At 72.9% G+C, this 18641-nt stretch carries 15 protein-coding genes and 3 riboswitches; of the genes, 6 read left to right on the top strand and 9 right to left on the bottom strand.

From position 1 onward, the window contains the following. Nucleotides 1–163 precede the first annotated feature (163 nt). From AB0O19_RS14970 to AB0O19_RS14960, 3 genes are read left to right on the top strand one after another with little or no spacing between them, the layout of a single operon-like run. Complete coding sequence (locus AB0O19_RS14970) at nt 164–1669, top strand: MmgE/PrpD family protein (protein WP_363619710.1); 1506 nt, start codon at nt 164–166, stop codon at nt 1667–1669. Then, on the top strand, nt 1669–2574 hold the full coding sequence (prpB, locus tag AB0O19_RS14965; RefSeq protein ID WP_363619708.1) for a methylisocitrate lyase: 906 nt from the start codon (nt 1669–1671) through the stop codon (nt 2572–2574). The genes AB0O19_RS14970 and prpB overlap by 1 nt, the downstream gene beginning before the upstream one ends. 20 nt (nt 2575–2594) lie before the next feature. After that, entirely contained in the window at nt 2595–3110 is a 516-nt protein-coding gene (locus tag AB0O19_RS14960; protein ID WP_363619706.1) for a citrate/2-methylcitrate synthase, read from the top strand. Here AB0O19_RS14960 and AB0O19_RS14955 read toward each other — a convergent pair. Continuing rightward, on the bottom strand, nt 3056–4522 hold the full coding sequence (locus AB0O19_RS14955; protein WP_363619704.1) for a short-chain fatty acyl-CoA regulator family protein: 1467 nt from the start codon (nt 4520–4522) through the stop codon (nt 3056–3058). The two genes, AB0O19_RS14960 and AB0O19_RS14955, sit on opposite strands and share 55 nt — an antisense overlap. A gap of 17 nt (nt 4523–4539) precedes the next feature. Then, nucleotides 4540–5400, bottom strand: coding sequence for a dihydropteroate synthase (gene folP, locus AB0O19_RS14950; protein ID WP_363619702.1), 861 nt, complete (start codon nt 5398–5400; stop codon nt 4540–4542). A 114-nt stretch (nt 5401–5514) separates the two neighbouring features. On the opposite strand from folP, the gene metF reads away from it, so the two are divergent. After that, complete coding sequence (metF, locus tag AB0O19_RS14945; protein ID WP_363619700.1) at nt 5515–6432, top strand: methylenetetrahydrofolate reductase [NAD(P)H]; 918 nt, start codon at nt 5515–5517, stop codon at nt 6430–6432. A 107-nt stretch (nt 6433–6539) separates the two neighbouring features. Here the strand turns inward: metF and metE are convergent, their stop codons facing one another. From metE to AB0O19_RS14915, 6 genes are all read right to left on the bottom strand, one after another. After that, on the bottom strand, nt 6540–8855 hold the full coding sequence (gene metE / locus AB0O19_RS14940; protein WP_363619698.1) for a 5-methyltetrahydropteroyltriglutamate--homocysteine S-methyltransferase: 2316 nt from the start codon (nt 8853–8855) through the stop codon (nt 6540–6542). A 164-nt stretch (nt 8856–9019) separates the two neighbouring features. Further along, nucleotides 9020–9242: riboswitch (cobalamin riboswitch) on the bottom strand. Between the two features lie 277 nt (nt 9243–9519). After that, nucleotides 9520–9641, bottom strand: a riboswitch (cobalamin riboswitch). Between the two features lie 86 nt (nt 9642–9727). Next, a complete protein-coding gene (locus AB0O19_RS14935) occupies nt 9728–10504 on the bottom strand; it encodes an enoyl-CoA hydratase (protein ID WP_363619696.1) in 777 nt (258 codons plus the stop codon). Beyond that, nucleotides 10501–11436 carry a 3-hydroxyisobutyrate dehydrogenase gene (mmsB, locus tag AB0O19_RS14930; protein WP_363619694.1) on the bottom strand — a complete coding sequence of 312 codons (936 nt, stop codon included), beginning with the start codon at nt 11434–11436 and terminating at the stop codon, nt 10501–10503. The genes AB0O19_RS14935 and mmsB overlap by 4 nt, the downstream gene beginning before the upstream one ends. Further along, a complete protein-coding gene (locus tag AB0O19_RS14925; RefSeq protein ID WP_363619692.1) occupies nt 11433–12506 on the bottom strand; it encodes an enoyl-CoA hydratase/isomerase family protein in 1074 nt (357 codons plus the stop codon). Before AB0O19_RS14925 ends, mmsB begins: the two co-directional genes overlap by 4 nt. Further along, on the bottom strand, nt 12506–13645 hold the full coding sequence (locus tag AB0O19_RS14920; RefSeq protein ID WP_363619691.1) for an acyl-CoA dehydrogenase family protein: 1140 nt from the start codon (nt 13643–13645) through the stop codon (nt 12506–12508). Before AB0O19_RS14920 ends, AB0O19_RS14925 begins: the two co-directional genes overlap by 1 nt. A gap of 7 nt (nt 13646–13652) precedes the next feature. After that, nucleotides 13653–15152 (bottom strand): CoA-acylating methylmalonate-semialdehyde dehydrogenase, encoded by a 1500-nt coding sequence (locus AB0O19_RS14915; protein WP_363619689.1) that lies wholly within the window; start codon nt 15150–15152, stop codon nt 13653–13655. Nucleotides 15153–15367: 215 nt separating this feature from the next. After that, a riboswitch (cobalamin riboswitch) is annotated at nt 15368–15559 on the bottom strand. Between the two features lie 246 nt (nt 15560–15805). Here AB0O19_RS14915 and AB0O19_RS14910 point away from each other — a divergent pair. Further along, nucleotides 15806–16750: a nitrilase-related carbon-nitrogen hydrolase gene (locus AB0O19_RS14910; protein ID WP_363619687.1), complete on the top strand. Its 945-nt coding sequence runs from the start codon at nt 15806–15808 to the stop codon at nt 16748–16750. A gap of 114 nt (nt 16751–16864) precedes the next feature. Here the strand turns inward: AB0O19_RS14910 and AB0O19_RS14905 are convergent, their stop codons facing one another. Continuing rightward, nucleotides 16865–17266, bottom strand: coding sequence for a hypothetical protein (locus AB0O19_RS14905; protein ID WP_363619685.1), 402 nt, complete (start codon nt 17264–17266; stop codon nt 16865–16867). A gap of 599 nt (nt 17267–17865) precedes the next feature. Here AB0O19_RS14905 and AB0O19_RS14900 point away from each other — a divergent pair. Further along, entirely contained in the window at nt 17866–18579 is a 714-nt protein-coding gene (locus AB0O19_RS14900; RefSeq protein ID WP_363619683.1) for a TNT domain-containing protein, read from the top strand. Nucleotides 18580–18641: the final 62 nt, after the last annotated feature.

Raw genomic sequence — 18641 nt, 5'->3', positions numbered from 1 at the left:
GCACCGCCCGGCGTTCCTGCGTTTCGCAGGTTTCGCAGGTTTCGCAGGTTCGCAGGAATCCGCCGTACGGATTCCACCGGTTGGCATGCTGGATCATCGGCCGTCCGACGAGCAGGCTCGGTCATGCAAGACCGAGAGCCGTCGAGCGCCCCCGAGGAGTCCCGTGATCGAGCACCACGTCCGCGTCCACCCCAGCGCCGACCGGCTGCCGCCTGAGGAGCAGCTCGCCTGGAAGCTGGCCGCCGTCGCCACCGGCACCGAGGAGCTGGACCCGGCCGGCGCGGGCATGGCCGTCAACCGGGTGATCGACAACGCGGCGGTGGCCGTCGCGTCGCTGCTGCGCCGGCCCGTGGCGGTGGCCCGGTCCCAGGCGCTCGCCCACCACGGCGCGCCGGGCGCCCGGGTGTTCGGCAGCACCGCCCGGGTCTCGCCGGAGTGGGCGGCCTGGGCCAACGGCACGGCCGTGCGCGAGCTGGACTTCCACGACACCTACCTCGCCGCCGACTACTCCCACCCCGGCGACAACATCCCGCCGCTGCTGGCCGTCGCCCAGCACACCGGCCGCAGCGGGTCCGACCTGCTGCGCGGCATCGTCGCCGCCTACGAGGTCCACGTCGCCCTGGTGCGGGGCATCTGCCTGCACGCCCACCGGATCGACCACGTCGCGCACCTGAGCGCGGCCACCGCCTGCGGGCTCGGCGCGCTGCTGCGGCTGCCGACCGAGACCGTGTACCAGGCGGTGCAGCAGGCCGTGCACACCACCACGGCCACCCGGCAGTCCCGCAAGGGCGAGATCTCCAGCTGGAAGGCCTTCGCCCCCGCCTTCGCCGGCAAGGCCGCGATCGAGGCGGTGGACCGGGCTATGCGCGGTGAGACCTCCCCGTCCCCCGTCTACGAGGGCGAGGACGGCTTCCTCGCCTGGATGCTCGACGGCCCGCGGTCCGACTACACCGTGCCGCTGCCCGCGCCCGGCGAGCCGAGGCGGGCGATCCTGGACACCTACACCAAGGAGCACTCCGCCGAGTACCAGGCCCAGGCGATCATCGACCTGGCCCGGCGGTTGCGCGAGAGGACCGGGCCCCTGGACGGCGTCCGCTCGGTCGTCCTGCACACCAGCCACCACACCCACCACGTCATCGGCTCCGGCTCGGGCGACCCGCAGAAGTACGACCCGACTGCGAGCCGGGAGACCCTCGACCACTCGATCCCGTACATCCTCGCCGTCGCCCTGGAGGACGGTGCCTGGCACCACGAGCGCTCCTACGCCCCCGAGCGGGCCCAACGCCCGGAGACCGTGGCGCTCTGGCAGAAGATCACCACGGTCGAGGACCCGGAGTGGACCGCCCGCTACCACGACCCCGATCCGCAACGCCGGGCCTTCGGCGGGCGCGTGGTGATCACCCTGGACGACGGCACGGTGATCGAGGACGAGCTGGCCGTCGCCGACGCCCACCCGGCCGGCGCCCGCCCCTTCGACCGCCCCGCCTACCAGCGGAAGTTCCGCACCCTGGCCGAGGGCATCGTCTCCCCCGCCGACCAGGACCGCTTCCTGGCAGCCGCCGCCGATCTCGCCGAGCTGAAGGCCGCAGACCTGGACGAGCTCTTCCCGGCCGTCGACACCGAGGCCGTGCGCGCGTTCGACGCACTCCTCCCGAAGGGCCTGCTCTGATGCTGCACACCCGCACCACCCCCGCCCAGCGCCGCCGCGCCCTGCGCGAACGCCTCGCCACCGGGCGGCTGTTGACGATGCCCGGCGCGCTCAACCCGCTCTCCGCCCGGCTCATCCAGGACCTCGGCTTCGAGGCCGCCTACCTCTCCGGCGCCGTCCTCGCCGCCGACCTCGGCCTGCCCGACATCGGCCTCACCACCGCCACCGAGGTCGCCGCCCGCGCCCAGCAGACCACCCGGGTCACCGACCTCCCGGTGCTGATCGACGCCGACACCGGCTTCGGCGAACCCATGAACGCCGCCCGCACCGTCCAGCTGATGGAGGACGCCGGCCTCGCCGGCCTGCACCTGGAGGACCAGGTCAACCCCAAGCGCTGCGGCCACCTCGACGGCAAGGCGGTCGTCCCCCGCGAGGACATGACCCGCCGCCTGCGGGCCGCCGTCGACGCCCGGCGCGACCCCGACTTCCTGCTGATGGCCCGCACCGACGCCCGCTCCGTCGAGGGACTGCGCGCGGCGATCGACCGGGCCAAGGCCTACGTCGACGCCGGAGCCGACGCGGTCTTCCCCGAAGCCCTCGCCGACGAGGCCGAGTTCGAGGCCTTCCGCAAGGCCGTCGACGTCCCGCTGCTCGCCAACATGACCGAGTTCGGCAAGTCCCCGCTGCTCGACGCCCGCACCCTCCAGGACCTCGGGTACGAGATCGCGCTCTACCCCGTCACCCTGCTGCGCCTGGCCATGGGCGCGGTGGAGGAGGGTCTGCGCACCCTCGCCGCCGAGGGCACCCAGGAGTCGCTGCTGCCGCGCATGCAGCCGCGCTCCCGGCTGTACGAACTCCTCGGCTACGAGCAGTACGCGGCCTTCGACTCGGCCGTCTTCGACTTCACCCTCCCGCCCGGCGCCTGACCCCGCATCGGAGACCAGCCATGCCCACCACCGCACCCGGGATCCACCGCGGACTCGCCGGTGTCGTCGTCGACACCACCGGGATCTCCACCGTCATCCAGGAGACCAACTCCCTCACCTACCGCGGCTACCCCGTCCAGGACCTCGCCGCCCAGCGCTCCTTCGAGGAGGTCGCCTACCTGCTGTGGCACGGCGACTCCCGCGTCCCGATCATGCAGGCCGCCCTGGACGCCCTGGTGGCCCGCAGCGCCGACCCCCGGACGGCCCGGCTGGCCGCCCTGCACGCCGCACTGCGCGAGGCGATGCTGGAACGCAAGGGCATCCACCCCAACCTCGACTACCCCGCCGGCCTCGCCTACCATCTGATGGGCTTCGGCACCCCCGTCTTCACACCCGTCTTCGTGATGAGCCGCATCACCGGCTGGACCGCCCACATCACCGAACAGCTCGCCCACAACTCCCTGATCCGCCCGCTCGCCTGCTACGACGGCCCCGGCCAGCGCCCGGTGCCGGGGCTGTCACCGAGCACGGCGTAGGGAACGCGGCTGCGGCTGTCCGGCTCGACCGCCAGGCGCCCGCCCGCCGGCGGGCGGGCGCGCTGGACGCAGTCGCGGCGCTCGCAGATCCGGCAGCCCAGCCCGATCGGGGTGGCCGCTCCCGGAGCGTCGAGCGCGACGCCCTCGGCGTGGACGAGGCGGTGGGCGTGGCGCAGCTCGCAGCCGAGCGCGACGGCGAACTCGCTGCGCGGTGCGCGGTGCCCGAAGCCGCCGTGGGAGACGGTGCGGGCGATCCAGAAGTAGCGCTTCCCGTCCGGCATCTCGGCGACCTGGGTCAGGATCCGGCCGGGCGCGGAGAAGGCCTCGTAGACCGTCCAGAGCGGGCAGGTGCCGCCGAGGCGGGAGAAGTGGAAGTCGGTCGCGGACTGGCGCTTGGAGATGTTGCCCGCCCGGTCGGCGCGCAGGAAGGAGAACGGGACGCCGCGTCGGCCCGGACGCTGGAGGGTGCTCAGCCGGTGGCAGACCGTCTCGAACCCGACCCCGAAGCGGGCCTGGAGCAGCTCGACGTCGTACCGCAGCTCCTCGGCGGCCGTGTGGAAGGCGGTGTACGGCATCAGCAGGGCGCCGGCGAAGTAGTTGGCCAGGCCGATCCTGGCCAGGTCGGCGGCCTGGGGTGAGGTGAGGCCGGGCCCGGCCGCCGCCACGAGCGTGTCGAGCAGCGGCCGGTGCTCCAGCAGGGCCAGTTGGGTGGCGAGTTGGAAGGCACGCCGGCCGTCGGCCAGCCACGGTGAGAGCCGCAGCGTGCCGGCCGCCGGGTCGTAGCGCCGCAGGTCGCCGGGCCGCCGGTGGTCGGCGTCCAGCACCCGCACCCCGTGCCGCTCGCCGAGGCGGGCGGCCAGCGCGGCGGCGGTGCGGCCCGCGGTCGTCGTCGCCAGGCACCGCGCGGTCCGCTCCGCCGCCTCGTCCAGGGCGGCGATGTGGTTGTGGTGGGTGTAGAAGAAGTCCCTGACCTCGTCATGGGGTTCGGCCGGGCGGATGCCCGCCCCGGTGCCGGGCTCACCGAGGTCGACGACGCGCGCGAGCGCCTCGCGGTAGCCGCGGTGCAGCGCGACCAGGGCCCGTGCCACCTCCGGGTGGTTCCGGCTCACCTCCGCGATCTCCTCCGTCGGCACGGCTCCGCCACAGGCCTCGTCCGCGAGCGCGGTGCGCAGGTCGGTGCCGAGGCGTTCCTCCTCGGCCTCGGAGAAGAACTCCGGGTCGACCCCGAGCACCTCGGCGATCCGCAGCAGCACGGCGGCGGTCAGCGGACGCTGGCTGTGCTCGATCTGGTTGAGGTAGCTGGTCGAGATGCCGAGCTCGCGCGCCAGCTCGACCTGGTTCATGCCGTGCTCGCGGCGCAGTCGGCGCAGCTTGGCGTGGGCGTAGATCTTCCGCCCGGTCGGACGTGGCATGGCCCGCACTTCCTCTCTCAGACCCGGTTGGTTCGGATCGCGGCCTCGACCCGGACTGCGTCGGCGGTGTCCCGGACCTCGTGCACCCGCACCGCCCACGCGCCCTGCGCGGCGGCCAGGACGCTGGCCGCCGCGGTGGCCGCGTCGCGTTCCCGGGCCGGACGGGCCTCGCCCGTCCGCGGGTCGGCCAGCAACTCGCCCAGGAAGCGCTTGCGCGAGGCCGCCACCAGGAGCGGGCGCCCCAGTACGCGCCAGGCGTCCAGCGACGCCAGCAGCGCCCAGTCGTCCTGCCGGCGTTTGGCGAAGCCGAGGCCCGGGTCCACGATGACCTGGGCGGGGTCGACCCCGGCCGACACCACCGTGTCCATCTGCCGTGCGACCTCACGGATCACCTCGGCCGCGACGTCCTCGTACGCGGCCAGTTCGTCCATGTGGGCGGACTGCCCGCGCCAGTGCATGACGACGAAGGGCACTCCGGCCCTGGCCGCGGCGCGGGCCATGCCCGCGTCGGCCCGGCCCCCGCTGACGTCGTTGATGATCCGGGCGCCGGCCTCCACCGCCGCTTCGGCGACCCGGGCCCGCATCGTGTCGATGCTGACCAGGACGCCCTTGTCGGTGAGCGAGCGCACCACCGGCAGGACCCGGCGCAGTTCCTCCTCCTCGGACACCCTGGTCGCTCCCGGCCGGGTCGACTCCCCGCCGACGTCCACGATGTCCGCGCCCTGCTCGGCCAGCAGCAGTCCACGGTCCACCGCGCGCCCCGGGTCCAGCCAGCGGCCGCCGTCCGAGAACGAGTCGGGGGTCACGTTCACGACTCCCATCACCGCGCACCGATCCCATCCGGGCAGTCCCGACAATACCTGCGAAGGTCTTTTCATGAACTCATTGTGCCGCCCGCCCCACCCGTCTCCCAACTCGCACCCCCGAGAGAATTCGTATCACAGAGTGGACACTTGAGGACTACCGCGAGCCCGGCTGGTTAACCTCCTGCCATGACACTCGGAATTCCCTCCACGCGGACGGATCGGGCGACCTCCATCCGCGAACTCCTCGCGACCGGCAGGCTTTCCTATTCGTTCGAATTCATGCCGCCCCGGAGCGCCGAAGCGGAGGTCGGCCTGTGGAATGCGATCCGGCGCCTGGAAGCGCTGTCCCCCACCTTCGTCTCCGTGACCTACGGTGCCGGCGGGTCCACACGGGAGCGGACGGTGAACGTCACCGGCCGCATCGCGCAGGAGACCACCCTCACGCCGACCGCCCACCTGACCGCGGTCGGCCACAGCGTCGCCGAACTGCGGAACATTCTCGGCCACTACGCCGACCAGGGCGTTCGCAACATCCTGGCGCTGCGCGGCGACCCGCCGGGCGATCCGCTGGGCACCTGGCACCGCCACCCCGACGGAGTGGAGTACGCCGCCGACCTGGTGCGGCTGATCAAGGAGTCCGGCGACTTCTGCGTCGGTGTGGCCGCCTTCCCGGACCTGCACCCGAGGTCCCCCGACTGGGATTTCGAGATCAGGCACTTCATCGAGAAGTGCCGGGCGGGAGCCGACTACGCCATCACCCAGATGTTCTTCGACGTGGACAGCTACCTCCGTTTCCGGGATCGACTGGAATCGGCCGGCTGCACCGTTCCGGTCATTCCGGAGATCATGCCGGTGACCAGTATCCGGTCACTTCGGAGGATTCCGGCACTGACCACCGCCGCCATTCCCGACGAGCTTTCCGAAAGCATGCTGAAGCAGCAGGACAACCCGAAGGCCGTCCGGTCGATCGGTATCGATCACGCCACCGGAATGTGCCGACGCCTGCTCTCCGAGGGAGTTCCCGGGCTGCATTTCATGACCATGAACTTCTCCACGGTGACGACGGAGATCTACCAGAACCTCGGGCTAACCGGGTCCGGGTGAAACGGGCCGGGCCGCCGTTGCGGCAGCCCGCCCGGGGACGGTCCCGGGCCGACCCGGCCGGGCGCCGCACGGCGTGCGGGGCCCGGCCGGGTCGCGTCACCGGGGGGTCAGCCGGCGAGCTCCGCGCGCAGGTGGCGGGCGGCGCCGACGAGGCTGTCGAGCGAGGCGCGGGTCTCGGTCCAGCCGCGGGTCTTCAGGCCGCAGTCGGGGTTGACCCAGAGCCGCTCGGCGGGGATGGCCGCGAGGCCCGCGCGCAGCAGGGCGATGGCCTCGTCGGTGCTCGGGACGCGCGGGGAGTGGATGTCCCAGACGCCCGGGCCGACCTCGCGCGGGTAGCCGGCCCCGGCGAGTTCGCCGGCGACCTCCATGTGCGAGCGGGTGGCCTCCAGCGAGATGACGTCCGCGTCGAGTTCGTCGATCGCCGTCATGATCGCGCCGAACTCGGCGTAGCACATGTGGGTGTGGACCTGGGTGTCGGCCCGTACCCCGGAGGTGGCGAGGCGGAAGGACTCGGTCGCCCACGCCAGGTACGCCGGGCGGTCGGCGGCGCGCAGCGGCAGGGTCTCGCGCAGGGCCGGCTCGTCGACCTGGACGACGGCCGCGCCGGCGGCCTCCAGGTCGGTGACCTCGTCGCGCAGGGCGAGGGCGACCTGGCGGGCGGTGTCGCCGAGCGGCTGGTCGTCGCGGACGAAGGACCAGGCGAGCATCGTGACGGGGCCGGTGAGCATGCCCTTGACCGGGCGGTCGGTGAGGCCCTGCGCGTAGCCGAACCAGTCGACGGTCATCGGGTGCGGGCGGGAGATGTCCCCGGCCAGGACCGGCGGGCGCACGTACCGGGTGCCGTAGGACTGCACCCAGCCGTGCCGGGTGGCGAGGTAGCCGGTGAGCTGTTCGGCGAAGTACTGGACCATGTCGTTGCGCTCGGGCTCGCCGTGCACCAGGACGTCCAGTCCGGCCTTCTCCTGGAAGGCGATGACCTCCCGGACCTCCGCCTCGATGCGCTCCCGGTAGGCCGGGGCGTCGATCCGGCCCGCCGTGAGGTCGGCCCGCGCGACCCGCAGTTCGGAGGTCTGCGGGAACGAGCCGATCGTGGTGGTCGGCAGCAGCGGCAGGCCGAGCCGGGCGCGCTGGGCCTCGGCCCGCTGCGGGTAGGCCTGGGCGCGGCGGGTGTCGTCGGCGGTGACGGCGGCGGTACGGGCGCGCACCGCCGGGTCGTGGGTGATCGGCGAGTTGGCGCGCGAGGCGAGGTCGGCGCGGTTGGCGGCCAGGTCGGCGGCGATCGCCCCCGTGCCCTCGCGCAGGCCCCGGGCCAGCAGCGCCACCTCCCTGGCCTTCTGCTTGGCGAAGGCGAGCCAGCGCAGGATCTGCGGGTCGACGTCGCGTTCGGCGGCGGCGTCCAACGGCACGTGCAGGAGGGAGCACGACGGCGCGACGTCGACCCGCTCGGCGAGGCCCAGCAGGGTCGCCAGGGTGGCCAGCGACTTCTCCAGGTCGTTGATCCAGATGTTGCGCCCGTCGACCACCCCGGCGACCAGCCGCTTGCCGGGCAGCCCGCCGACGGCGGCCAGATCGTCCAGGTTCGCCGCGGCGGGCCCCGTGAAGTCCAGCGCCAGGCCCTCGACCGGGGCCTTGGCCAGCACCGGCAGGGCCTCACCCAGGCGGTCGAAGTAGCTCGCGACCAGCAGCTTCGGACGGTCCGCCAGGCCGCCCAGCTCACGGTAGGCGCGGGCGGCGGCGTTCAGCTCGGCCGGGGTGCGGTCCTGCACCAGCGCGGGCTCGTCCAGCTGCACCCACTCGGCGCCGGCCGCCTTCAGGTCCGCCAGCAGCTGCGCGTAGACGGGCAGCAGCCGGTCCAGCAGGGTGATCGGCTGGAAGTCCTCGGCGACACCGGGGGCGGGCTTGGCGAGCAGCAGGTAGGTGAGGGGGCCGACCAGCACGGGGCGTGCGGTGTGGCCGAGCGCCAGCGCCTCCCGGAACTCCCCGACGGCCTTGGCCGGGTCCGCGGTGAAGACGGTGTCCGGGCCGAGTTCGGGCACCAGGTAGTGGTAGTTGGTGTCGAACCACTTGGTCATCTCCAGCGGCGCGACCTCCTGGGTGCCGCGCGCCATGGCGAAGTAGCCGTCCAGCGCGTCCGCCTCGACGGCCGCCCGGTGGCGGGCCGGGATCGCGCCGACGGCGACCGTGGTGTCCAGTACGTGGTCGTAGAGCGAGAAGTCGCCGGTGGGCACTTCCGAGGCCCCGGCCTGGGCGAGCTGCGCCCAGTTCTCCCGGCGCAGGCCGACCGCCGCCTCCCGCAGGGCGTCGGCGGTGACCGTGCCCTTCCAGTAGCCCTCGATGGCCTTCTTCAGCTCCCGGCCCTGGCCCTGCCGGGGGTAGCCGTACACGGTGGCCCTGGTTGCCGCGGCCGCGGACTTCGTGGTCAAGGGACTCTCCTTCGCGAGTCTGGCTCCTCAAGTACCCGGGGACGGGACGAGAGCGCGAAGGGATGACGAACCGGGCGGCGGCTCACGTCGATGCACGTGCCGGACCCGCCTGGTATGGTCGCCGACCCGCCCACGAGGTCACCGGGATATCCGCACGCGGAACGGTCCGCGGGCGGGCAACGGGCAGGTCTTCGGACTCGTGGGCGCACCGTGCCTGTCGGCGTCCGGTACCTACTGGCCATCGCTTCCCAGACCCGTCCCGGGTCCAGTGCGTATGACGGCGGTCGTTCCCACTCACCGCTGCGGGGCAGTCCCGGATTCCCACCGGGTTCCCTCTTGCGACGTCCTGCCTGGCGGGCAGGACGAACCAGCTGCGTCGCCAGCTTAGGGGCAAACCGCCGGGGCCGACGCGGAATTCACGGAAGCCGTCCGCATGGTGAGACTCCCTCACCGCTCGCGGAGCCGATGGCGGTGCCGCGTGGGCGGCAGCGGCCGTCGGGAGGACGGTGGCGAGGGCGAGCGCGGGTATCGCGAAGAGGCGCAGGGGGCGTCGGAACGAGGACACGGTGGGCCTTTCCGGGCCCGCACGCAGGGGCCCGGAGGACGGCGGCAACAAGCCGGGCAGCCCTCGGAGCTCCGGCCCGCAGACCACGACGGGAGGAGGGGACGACACACCTCCGCCGCCGGGTACCCGGGCTCGCCGCCGACATCGGATCGGCGGCCTACCGTTGCGGGTCGGCGCCGGATTCGGACCGGACTTCCCCCAGCGGCGGAGTCACAACATGACGGCCCGTCACGGCGAGACGGAGAAGATCCGGTCAAGGGATCGTCCGCCGCATCGCGCCACATCGCGCCGCGAAGCGCTCGGACCGTCAGCGGTGAAGGAACTCCGGCGGGCGCTTCTCGGCGAAGGCCGCCATGCCCTCCTTCTGGTCCGCCGTGGCGAAGGCGGCGTGGAACAGGCGCCGTTCGAAGCGCACGCCCTCGGCGAGCGTGGTCTCGTACGAGCGGTTGACGCTCTCCTTGAGCATGACCGCTGCCGGGGTGGACATCGCCGCGATCGTCCCGGCCACCGTCAGGGCCTCGGCCAGCAGTTGGCCCGCCGGGACGATCCGGGAGACCAAGCCGGCCCGCTCGGCCTCCTCGGCGCCCATCATCCGGCCGGTCAGGCACAGTTCCATCGCCTTCGCCTTGCCGACCGCCCGGGTCAGCCGCTGCGAGCCGCCGATGCCCGGGATCACGCCGAGCTTGATCTCCGGCTGCCCGAACTTCGCGGTGTCCGCCGCCAGGAGGACGTCGCACAGCATCGCCAGCTCGCAGCCGCCGCCCAGCGCGTAGCCCGCCACCGCCGCCACCACCGGCTTGCGCAGCGCGGCGAAGCGGTCCCAGGCGGCGAACCAGTCGCCGAGGTAGGCGTCGACGAAGTCGAGCGACTGCATCTCCTTGATGTCGGCGCCGGCCGCGAAGGCCTTCTCCGAGCCGGTGATGACCAGCGCGCCGATCTCCGGGGCACGGTCGAACTCCGTTGCCGCCTGCACGACTTCGTTCATCAGCTGGGTGTTGAGCGCGTTGAGCGCCTTGGGCCGGTCGAGCGTGATCAGCCCCACCCGGCCCTTGCGCTCGACCAGGATCGTCTCGTAGCCGGTCACTTGCCGTCCTCCCGCAGGGTGGTGATGATCGCCGAGAAGTCCAGGCCGGCGCCGCCGTCGGCCTGCGCGAAGTCCGCGTACAGCTGCGCCGCCCTGCGTCCGAGGTTCGTGGGCAGGCCCGCGGCGTCGGCGGCCCCGGCGGCGAGTCCGAGGTCCTTGGCCATCAGGGCGGCGGCGAACCCGGCCGCGTAGTCGCGGTTGGCCGGGCTGGTCGGCACCGGCCCGGGGACGGGGCAGTTGGTGGTGAGCGCCCAGCACTGGCCGGAGGCGGTCGAGGCGACGTCGTAGAGGGCCTGGTGGCTGAGTCCGAGGCTCTCTCCGAGCACGAAGGCCTCGCTGACCGCGATCATCGAGATGCCCAGGATCATGTTGTTGCAGATCTTCGCGGCCTGCCCCGCTCCGGGGGATCCGCAGTGCACGACCTTGCGGCCCATCGCCTCCAGCACCGGTCGGACCGCCTCGAAGTCCGGCTCGGCGGCTCCGACCATGAAGGTGAGGCTCGCGGCCGTGGCACCGACCACCCCGCCGGAGACCGGCGCGTCCACCGCCCGGTGCCCGGCGGTCACGGCCAGGTCGTGCGCCGCCCGGGCGTCGGCGACGTCGATCGTGGAGCAGTCGACGAAGAGCGTTCCCGGGCGGGCGGCGGGCAGCAGGTCGGCGTAGGCGGCCAGCACGTGCCGGCCGGCCGGCAGCATGCTGATGACGACGTCGGCCTCCCGCACCGCCTCGGTCGCGGACCGCGCCGGACGGACGCCGCCCTTCTCCGCCCGCCGCAGCGCCTCCGGCGCCAGGTCGTAGCCGGTCACGGTGTGCCCGGCCTCGGCGAGGTTGGCGGCCATCGGGCCGCCCATGTTGCCGAGGCCGATGAATCCGATGACTCCGTTGAATCCGTTGACTCCGTTGAATCCGTTGACTCCGTTGCGGTGGGTCACCAGCGCTCCAGGGGTGTGGTGGGGGCCAGGCCGAGTTCCCGGTCGCCGAGCGGGGCGAAGTAGCGGGCCACCGCGGCGGGCCCGACGGCGCTCAGCGTCGACGGGTTCCACCGCGGGGAACGGTCCTTGTCGATCACCTGGGCGCGGATCCCCTCGGCCAGGTCCGGTGTGGAGAGCGCCGCGCAGGAGGTCCGGTACTCCTGGTCGAGGACGGCCTCCAGCGGGCCGAGGGTGCGGGCCCGGCGCAGGGCGGCGAGGGTGGCCTTCACGGCGGCGGGCGAGTTGGCGGCGATCCGGTCCGCGGCCTTCTTGGCCTCCGGTTCGCCGCTGTCCCGCAGGCGGTCGAGGATCTCCTCCACGGTGTCGGCCCCGTAGCAGTGGTCGATCCAGGCCCGCCGGCCGTCCAGCACGCCGGCCGGTGCGGGCCCGACGTTGCGTTCGAGGGCGTCGTGCACGGGGAGTTCGGCCAGGTCGTCCAGCAGCGCGGGCAGCCGCTCGGCCGGGGCGAAGTGGTCGGCGAGGCCGCACAGCAGCGCGTCCGCGGCGCCGACGGAACCTGCGGTCAGGGCCAGGTGGGTACCCGACTCGCCGGGCGCGAGGGCGAGCAGGTAGGTGCCGCCCACGTCCGGGACGAAGCCGATGCCGGCCTCGGGCATGGCGATGCGCGTGGTCTCGGTGACGATCCGGACGCTGCCGTGGGCGGAGACCCCGACCCCGCCGCCCATCACGATGCCGCTCATGAGCGCGACGTAGGGCTTGGGGTAGCGGGCGATGCGGGCGTTGAGGCGGTACTCGTCGCGCCAGAACTCCTCGACGGCGCCCGGGTCCGCGCCGGTGGCGGCGCGGTGGATGGCGACGATGTCGCCGCCGGCGCAGAAGGCCCGCTCACCGGCGCCGGTGATGACCACGGTTTCGACCCGCTCGTCCTCCTCCCACGCGTCCAGGGCGTCGGAGATGCTCCGCACCATGCCGTGGGTGAGGGCGTTCAGGGCTGCGGGGCGGTTGAGGACGATCAGGCCCGCCCGGCCCTCGCGGTGGACCAGGACCTCGTCGAGGTCGGTCCCCGCCATCACGCGGCCCCGATCAGGCCGCGGGCGACGATGACGCGCATGATCTCGTTGGTTCCTTCCAGGATCTGGTGCACCCGCAGGTCGCGGACGATCTTCTCAATGCCGTACTCGGCCAGGTAGCCGTAGCCGCCGTGCAGTTGGAGCGCCTGGTTGGCGACCTCGAAGCCGGTGTCGGTGGCGTGCCGCTTGGCCATCGCGCACAGCTCCGGGGCCCTCGGGTCCCCCCGGTCCAGGGCCGAGGCGGCCCGCCAGAGCAGCGATCTGGCCGCCTCCAGCTCCGTGGCCATGTCGGCGAGCCGGAACTGCAGCGCCTGGGCGTGCAGGAGCCGGGCGCCGAACGCCTCGCGGTCCGCCAGGTAGCCGGTGGCCCGCTCCAGGGCGTCCTGCGCTCCGCCCAGGGAGCAGGCGGCGATGCCGAGCCGGCCTCCGTTCAGCCCGTTCATGGCGATCCGGAAGCCTTCGCCCTCGGCTCCGAGGAGGCGGTCGGCCGGGAGCCGGACGCCGTCCAGGAGCACCTGGCGGGTGGGCTGGGCGTTCCACCCCATCTTCTTCTCGTCGGGACCGAACGAGACTCCGGCGTCCTCGCGTTCGACGACGAACGCGGACACCCCGCCGGCCCCCGGTCCGCCGGTGCGGGCCATCACCAGGTAGACCCGGGAGACGCCGGCGCCCGAGATGAACTGCTTGACGCCGTCGAGGACCCAGTGGTCCCCGTCCCGGCGGGCCCGGGTGGTCAGTGCCGCCGCGTCCGAGCCCGCGCCGGGCTCGGTGAGGCAGTAGCTGGCGGGGGTCGCCATGGCGCTGAGACCCGGCAGCCACCGGGCGCGCTGGGCGTCGTCGCCGTAGCGGTCGATCATCCAGGCGACCATGTTGTGGATGGACAGGTAGGCGGCGATGGACGGGCAGCCGGTGGCCAGCGCCTCGAACACGAGCACGCCGTCGGCGCGGGTGAGTCCGGAGCCGCCGGACTCCTCGCGGACGTAGACACCGGCCAGGCCGACGTCCGCCGCCTTGCGCAGCACGTCCACCGGGAAGTGCTTGGCCTGGTCCCACGCGACCGCGTTCGGCGCCAGGTGTTCGCGGGCGAAGGCCCGGGCGGTCGCCGCGATGGCGAGCTGGTCCTCTGTGAGGTCGTGCACGGCGCCCTCAGCCCATCGTCGGGATGGTGAAGCTCGCGCCCTCCTTGACCCCGGAGGGCCAGCGCGAGGTGACGGTGCGGGTGCGGGTGTAGAAGCGGATCGAGTCCGGCCCGTGCTGGTTGAGGTCGCCGAACCCGGAGCGCTTCCAGCCGCCGAAGGTGTGGTACGCGACCGGCACGGGGATCGGCACGTTGACGCCGACCATGCCGGTGTTCACCCGGCGCGCGAAGTCCCGTGCCGTGTCGCCGTCCCGGGTGTAGATGGCCACGCCGTTGCCGAACTCGTGCTCGCTGGGCAGGCGCAGCGCCTCCTCGTAGTCGGCGGCGCGGAGCACGGTCAGGACGGGGCCGAAGATCTCCTCCCGGTAGATCCGCATGTCCGCCGTGACGCGGTCGAACAGCGAGGCGCCGAGGAAGTAGCCGCCCTCGTGCCCCTCCAGCCGGAAGTCCCGCCCGTCGACCACGAGTTCGGCGCCCTCCTCGACCCCGAGGTCCAGGTAGCCGCGGACCCGCTCCAGCGCGTCGGCGCCGACCAGCGGGCCGAAGTCCGCCGCCGGGTCGTCCGAGCGCCCGACCTTCAACGCGGCGATCCGCTCGACCAGTTTGGCCACCAGGGCGTCGGCGGTCTCCTCCCCCACCGGGACGGCCACCGAGATCGCCATGCAGCGCTCGCCGGCCGAGCCGTAGCCGGCGCCGATCAGCGCGTCCGCGGCCTGGTCGAGGTCGGCGTCCGGCATCACGACCAGGTGGTTCTTGGCACCGCCGAAGCACTGTGCCCGCTTCCCGTGCGCGGCGGCGGTGGCGTACACGTACCGGGCGATCGGCGTGGAGCCGACGAACCCGACCGCCTGCACCCGCGGGTCCTCCAGCAGGGTGTCCACGGCGTCCTTGCCGCCGTTGACCACGTTCAGCACGCCCGGCGGCAGCCCGGCCTCCAGGAACAGTTCGGCGAGGCGCAGCGGCACCGAGGGGTCGCGCTCCGAGGGCTTGAGGACGAAGGCGTTGCCGCAGGCGATGGCGGGTGCGGCCTTCCAGAGCGGGATCATCGCCGGGAAGTTGAACGGCGTGATGCCAGCGACCACGCCGAGCGGCTGGCGCATCGAGTACACGTCGATGCCGGTGCCCGCGTTGTCGCTGAACTCGCCCTTCAGCAGGTGCGGGATGCCGGCGGCGAACTCCACGACCTCCAGGCCGCGCTGGACGTCCCCGTGGGCATCGGCCACGGTCTTGCCGTGCTCGGCGGACAGCAGCCGGGCCAGTTCCTCCTTCTCCTGCTCGACGAGTTGGAGGAAGCGGAGCAGGACGCGGGCGCGTCGCTGCGGGTTCCACGCCGCCCACCCGGGCTGGGCCTGCGCGGCGTCGGCGATCACCGCCTCGACCTCGGCCCGGCTCGCCAACGGCACCCGGGCCTGCACCCGGCCGGTGTTGGGGTCGTACACGTCGCCGAAGCGACCGGAGGTGCCGGCGGTGGGCTTGCCGGCGACGAAGTGGGTCAGTTCTCGGACCATCGGGTTCCTTCTCTCGACAGGGTGGGGAGAGGAGGAGGATCGGAGGCCGCCGCGGGTCGGCGGGCGCACGGTGGTGCGCCCCGCGGCACGGGCGTGCGGCGGCGGAACGGAACGTCAGGGCGTGGACGCCCCGGCGGCCGTGGGCACGGGACGACCAGGAGCGGCAGTGGAGCGGGAGCAGCCCGGAGTCATGCGTGTCGTCTCCATCCTCGTGGAAAACACGGAACACCCGCGGCCGGTATCCTGACTCCCGGATCACCGCACGCCCCCAGGCCTTCCCGGCTGGCTGCCAGTGGCCTTCGTCTGCGAGGACGAACTCCCCGGTCACAGTGGCGGGACCGTGCCGGACTCACACCGGCTTCCCTGACACCGCGGACCTGTCGTCGACCATATAGTTGGACGTCCTAGTAAGTCCAGAGGCCCGCACGCGCGTTGCGCCATCGGGTTTCCGCCGCGCCGATCTCCTGCCCGACGCGGTCGCCGCACAGCCGCACAGCCGCACAGCCGCACACCATTCGCCGGCCACCCCTTGCCGGAACGTTCCGGCGTGGCTACATTTTCACCACGCCAGCAAAGCTGACTGAACTTTCAGTTATATCGCAGGGCCTTCACCGGCACCTCCGTATCAGCGCCAGAGAACAGAAGGAACACCCGTGACCTCGTACGCCGTCCTCACCTCCTTCGGCTCCCCGCTCGGCTCCCCCGGCCGCACCAGGCCGGCCGAACGCGCGCCGCTGCGCGTCGGGCTCGTGCAGATGCGCTGGTACGCCGACCCGGCCGAGCACGACGCCCGGCTGCGCGAGGGCGTGGCACTCGCCGCCGCGCAGGGCGCGACGATGGTGTGCCTGCCCGAGCTGACCCGCAGTCCCTACTTCTGCAACACCGACGACCCGCTGGGGGAAGGCGCCGCCCGCCACCTGGAGGACGTCGAGACGGGGCCCACCACCCGCCTCGCCGCCGAACTCGCCGCCGAACTCGGCATCAGCGTCCACGCCTCCCTGTACGAGCGCGCCGAGGACGGCGGCCTCGGCTACAACACGGCCGTCTGCGTGGACCGCGACGGCACCCTCGTCGCCAGGACCCGGAAGAACCACATCCCGGCCTTCCCCGGCTACCGCGAGGACCTGTGCTTCCGCCCCGGCGACAGCGGGTTCCCCGTCCTGGCCCACCAGGGCGCCGCCTTCGGCTTCCCCACCTGCTGGGACGAGTGGTTCCCCGAACTCGCCCGCGCCTACGCGCTCGGCGGCGCCGAAGTCCTCGTCCACCCCACCGCCATCGGCTCCGAGGTGGACCTCCCGGACTTCGACACCCGGCCCATGTGGGAGCACGCCATCAGCGCCAACGGCCTCGCCAACGCGCTGTTCATGATCGTGCCCAACCGGATCGGGACGGAGGGCCGGTCCACCTTCTACGGCTCGTCGTTCATCTCCGACCCGTACGGCCGGATCCTGCTCCGCGCCCCGCGCGACCGGCCCGCCGTCCTCGTCGCCGACCTCGACCTCGACCAGTGCCGGGACTGGCGGGAGTTCGGCCTGCTGCGCACCCGCCGCCCCGAGCTGTACGCCCCGCTGACCGCGGCGAGCCGCACCGACGCCTGACCGGACGCCCCGGCGCACCCACGCCGGGGCGTCCCGCCGCCCCGAGTCGACGTGCCGGGACTGACGCCAACTACCTTTTCCAGTAGCGTAGTTGACGTAACCGCCGCGCCGGCCTCAGGTGGTGGCCGTCGGAGCGGGCGAAGCCGCACCGGCGGACGGCGGGGCCTGACAGGGCAGGACGACCATCACACTCACACCCTGGCCGGGCTTCGACGCGCCCGCCGAAACGGTGTAGCCGTCGGACTCGTGGACGGCATCGAACTCCCAGGTGGGCGGGGTGGACTGAGCGTCCGCACCGGACGCCGACGAGGTGATCTTGAAGCCCTCGCCCGCCAGCTTCTCCCGCAGCGCCCGCAGCACCTCGGGACGCTGGTCGTCCGTGGCCTTCAACAGGTTCCCCGAACTGAGCTGGTACGCCTCGCCCTCATCGGCGATACCCAACCCCCGCCCCTTGCACCTGTAGTAGCCGATGAGCTTGCCCCACGGATCCCGCTCGAGGCCCGTCAGCTCGCGCACGTGGTCCTGGACCCGATCCGCCCGGGCCAGCGCCTCCTCCCGGGACTCGACACGTGTGGGCTCGCTCGGCGTTTCCCGCCCTCCACCCGGCGACCCCACGGATGAGCACGAGCCGAGCACCAGGGCGCCCGACACCATCAGCACGACCGCGCAGGCCGCCCGTGCGGCCGCCCCGGCCGGCACGGCCGTCGATCTCTTGAACAAGTGCAGTACTCTCCCCCGCTGACAGGTGTGTGTTTTGCCATCCGGATGCTACGGCACCACCGGAGAGGCTCCGCATGTGCCGAAGCGTGACAGCCGCCACCAAGGCGCGCGGGGTCGCCTGCCAAGCGCTACCCCGGTGAAGGCGGAGGGCTGGATGAGGGCGAGGGAGCGGACGGGGCGGGACAGGTCCGGCTCCCGCGAGCCGAGCATCCGTCAGCGGCATCGGCCGAACGGGTGGGCACCAGTGGCGTCGGACATCTTGTGCGTGCACGACGGCAAATCGCCGTGCGTAACTGTGCGCGGGTCCGGCGGCCACACGGTCCGCCGTACGCGCCGACGGCCGCAACCCGCCCAGCCCCCTCCCCGCCCCGCACCCCGAACGGAGCCGCCCGCCCATGCGCACCCCCACTCTCGCCGCCCTCTCACTGGCGATCGCCCTACCCCTGACGGGGCTGGCCGCCACCGGCACCGCCGCCGCCCAGTCCTCCGCCTCCCGAGGGGTTCCGATCACGGAGTGCGAGGGCGTCCCCAAGGTCCGCGATGCCGGCGCCGAGAACTACCTCTGCACCCGGAAGGAACTCGGCCCGGTCACCCTGCCGACGGACTCCGTGCTGACCAAGCTGCTGGCGGGCTACGACCGGCTGGGCGGAGTGACGCCGGTGCGCTTCCTGGACTGGTACCGGGACTGGAGGGGGTGGAAGTACCCGGACCACAACGGCTTCACCGACAACAACGGCACCCTCGACATGGCCGTACAGAGCATGACGGAGCACCAGAAGCTGGACCGCTTCGGGAACAGCGCCTACGGCTCGTTCCTCGCCCCCGGCGGCACGCCGTTCCCCCAGCGAGCCCTTCCGCCGGACTCCCTCAACGGGGGCGAGGACAACTACCACTGCTTCGAGGTGCAGAGGCCGTTCAACGTCCAGCAGGGGCACATCGCGGGCGCGTTCTCCCAGCCGGGCAACGGACTCCAGCAGTGGCTCGACCCGGCCCTGAAGCCGGGCGACATCCCGGGCACGTACGACGTCGCCGGCCTCATCACCGCCGGGTACCTGACCGAACACGCCGCCGACAAGGACTTCTGCCAGTCGAGCCAGAACGACGCCTGACCCCCACCCGGCCGGACCTGGCTGCGCACGCCCGGCAACCGGCAACCGGCCCGCCCCGCCCT

Origin of the sequence: Kitasatospora sp. NPDC091276, assembly GCF_040684355.1 — a bacterium.
GTDB lineage: Bacteria > Actinomycetota > Actinomycetes > Streptomycetales > Streptomycetaceae > Kitasatospora.
The sequence above is the reverse complement of the archived record's forward strand: the minus strand, read 5'-3'. Positions and strand labels throughout refer to the sequence as shown.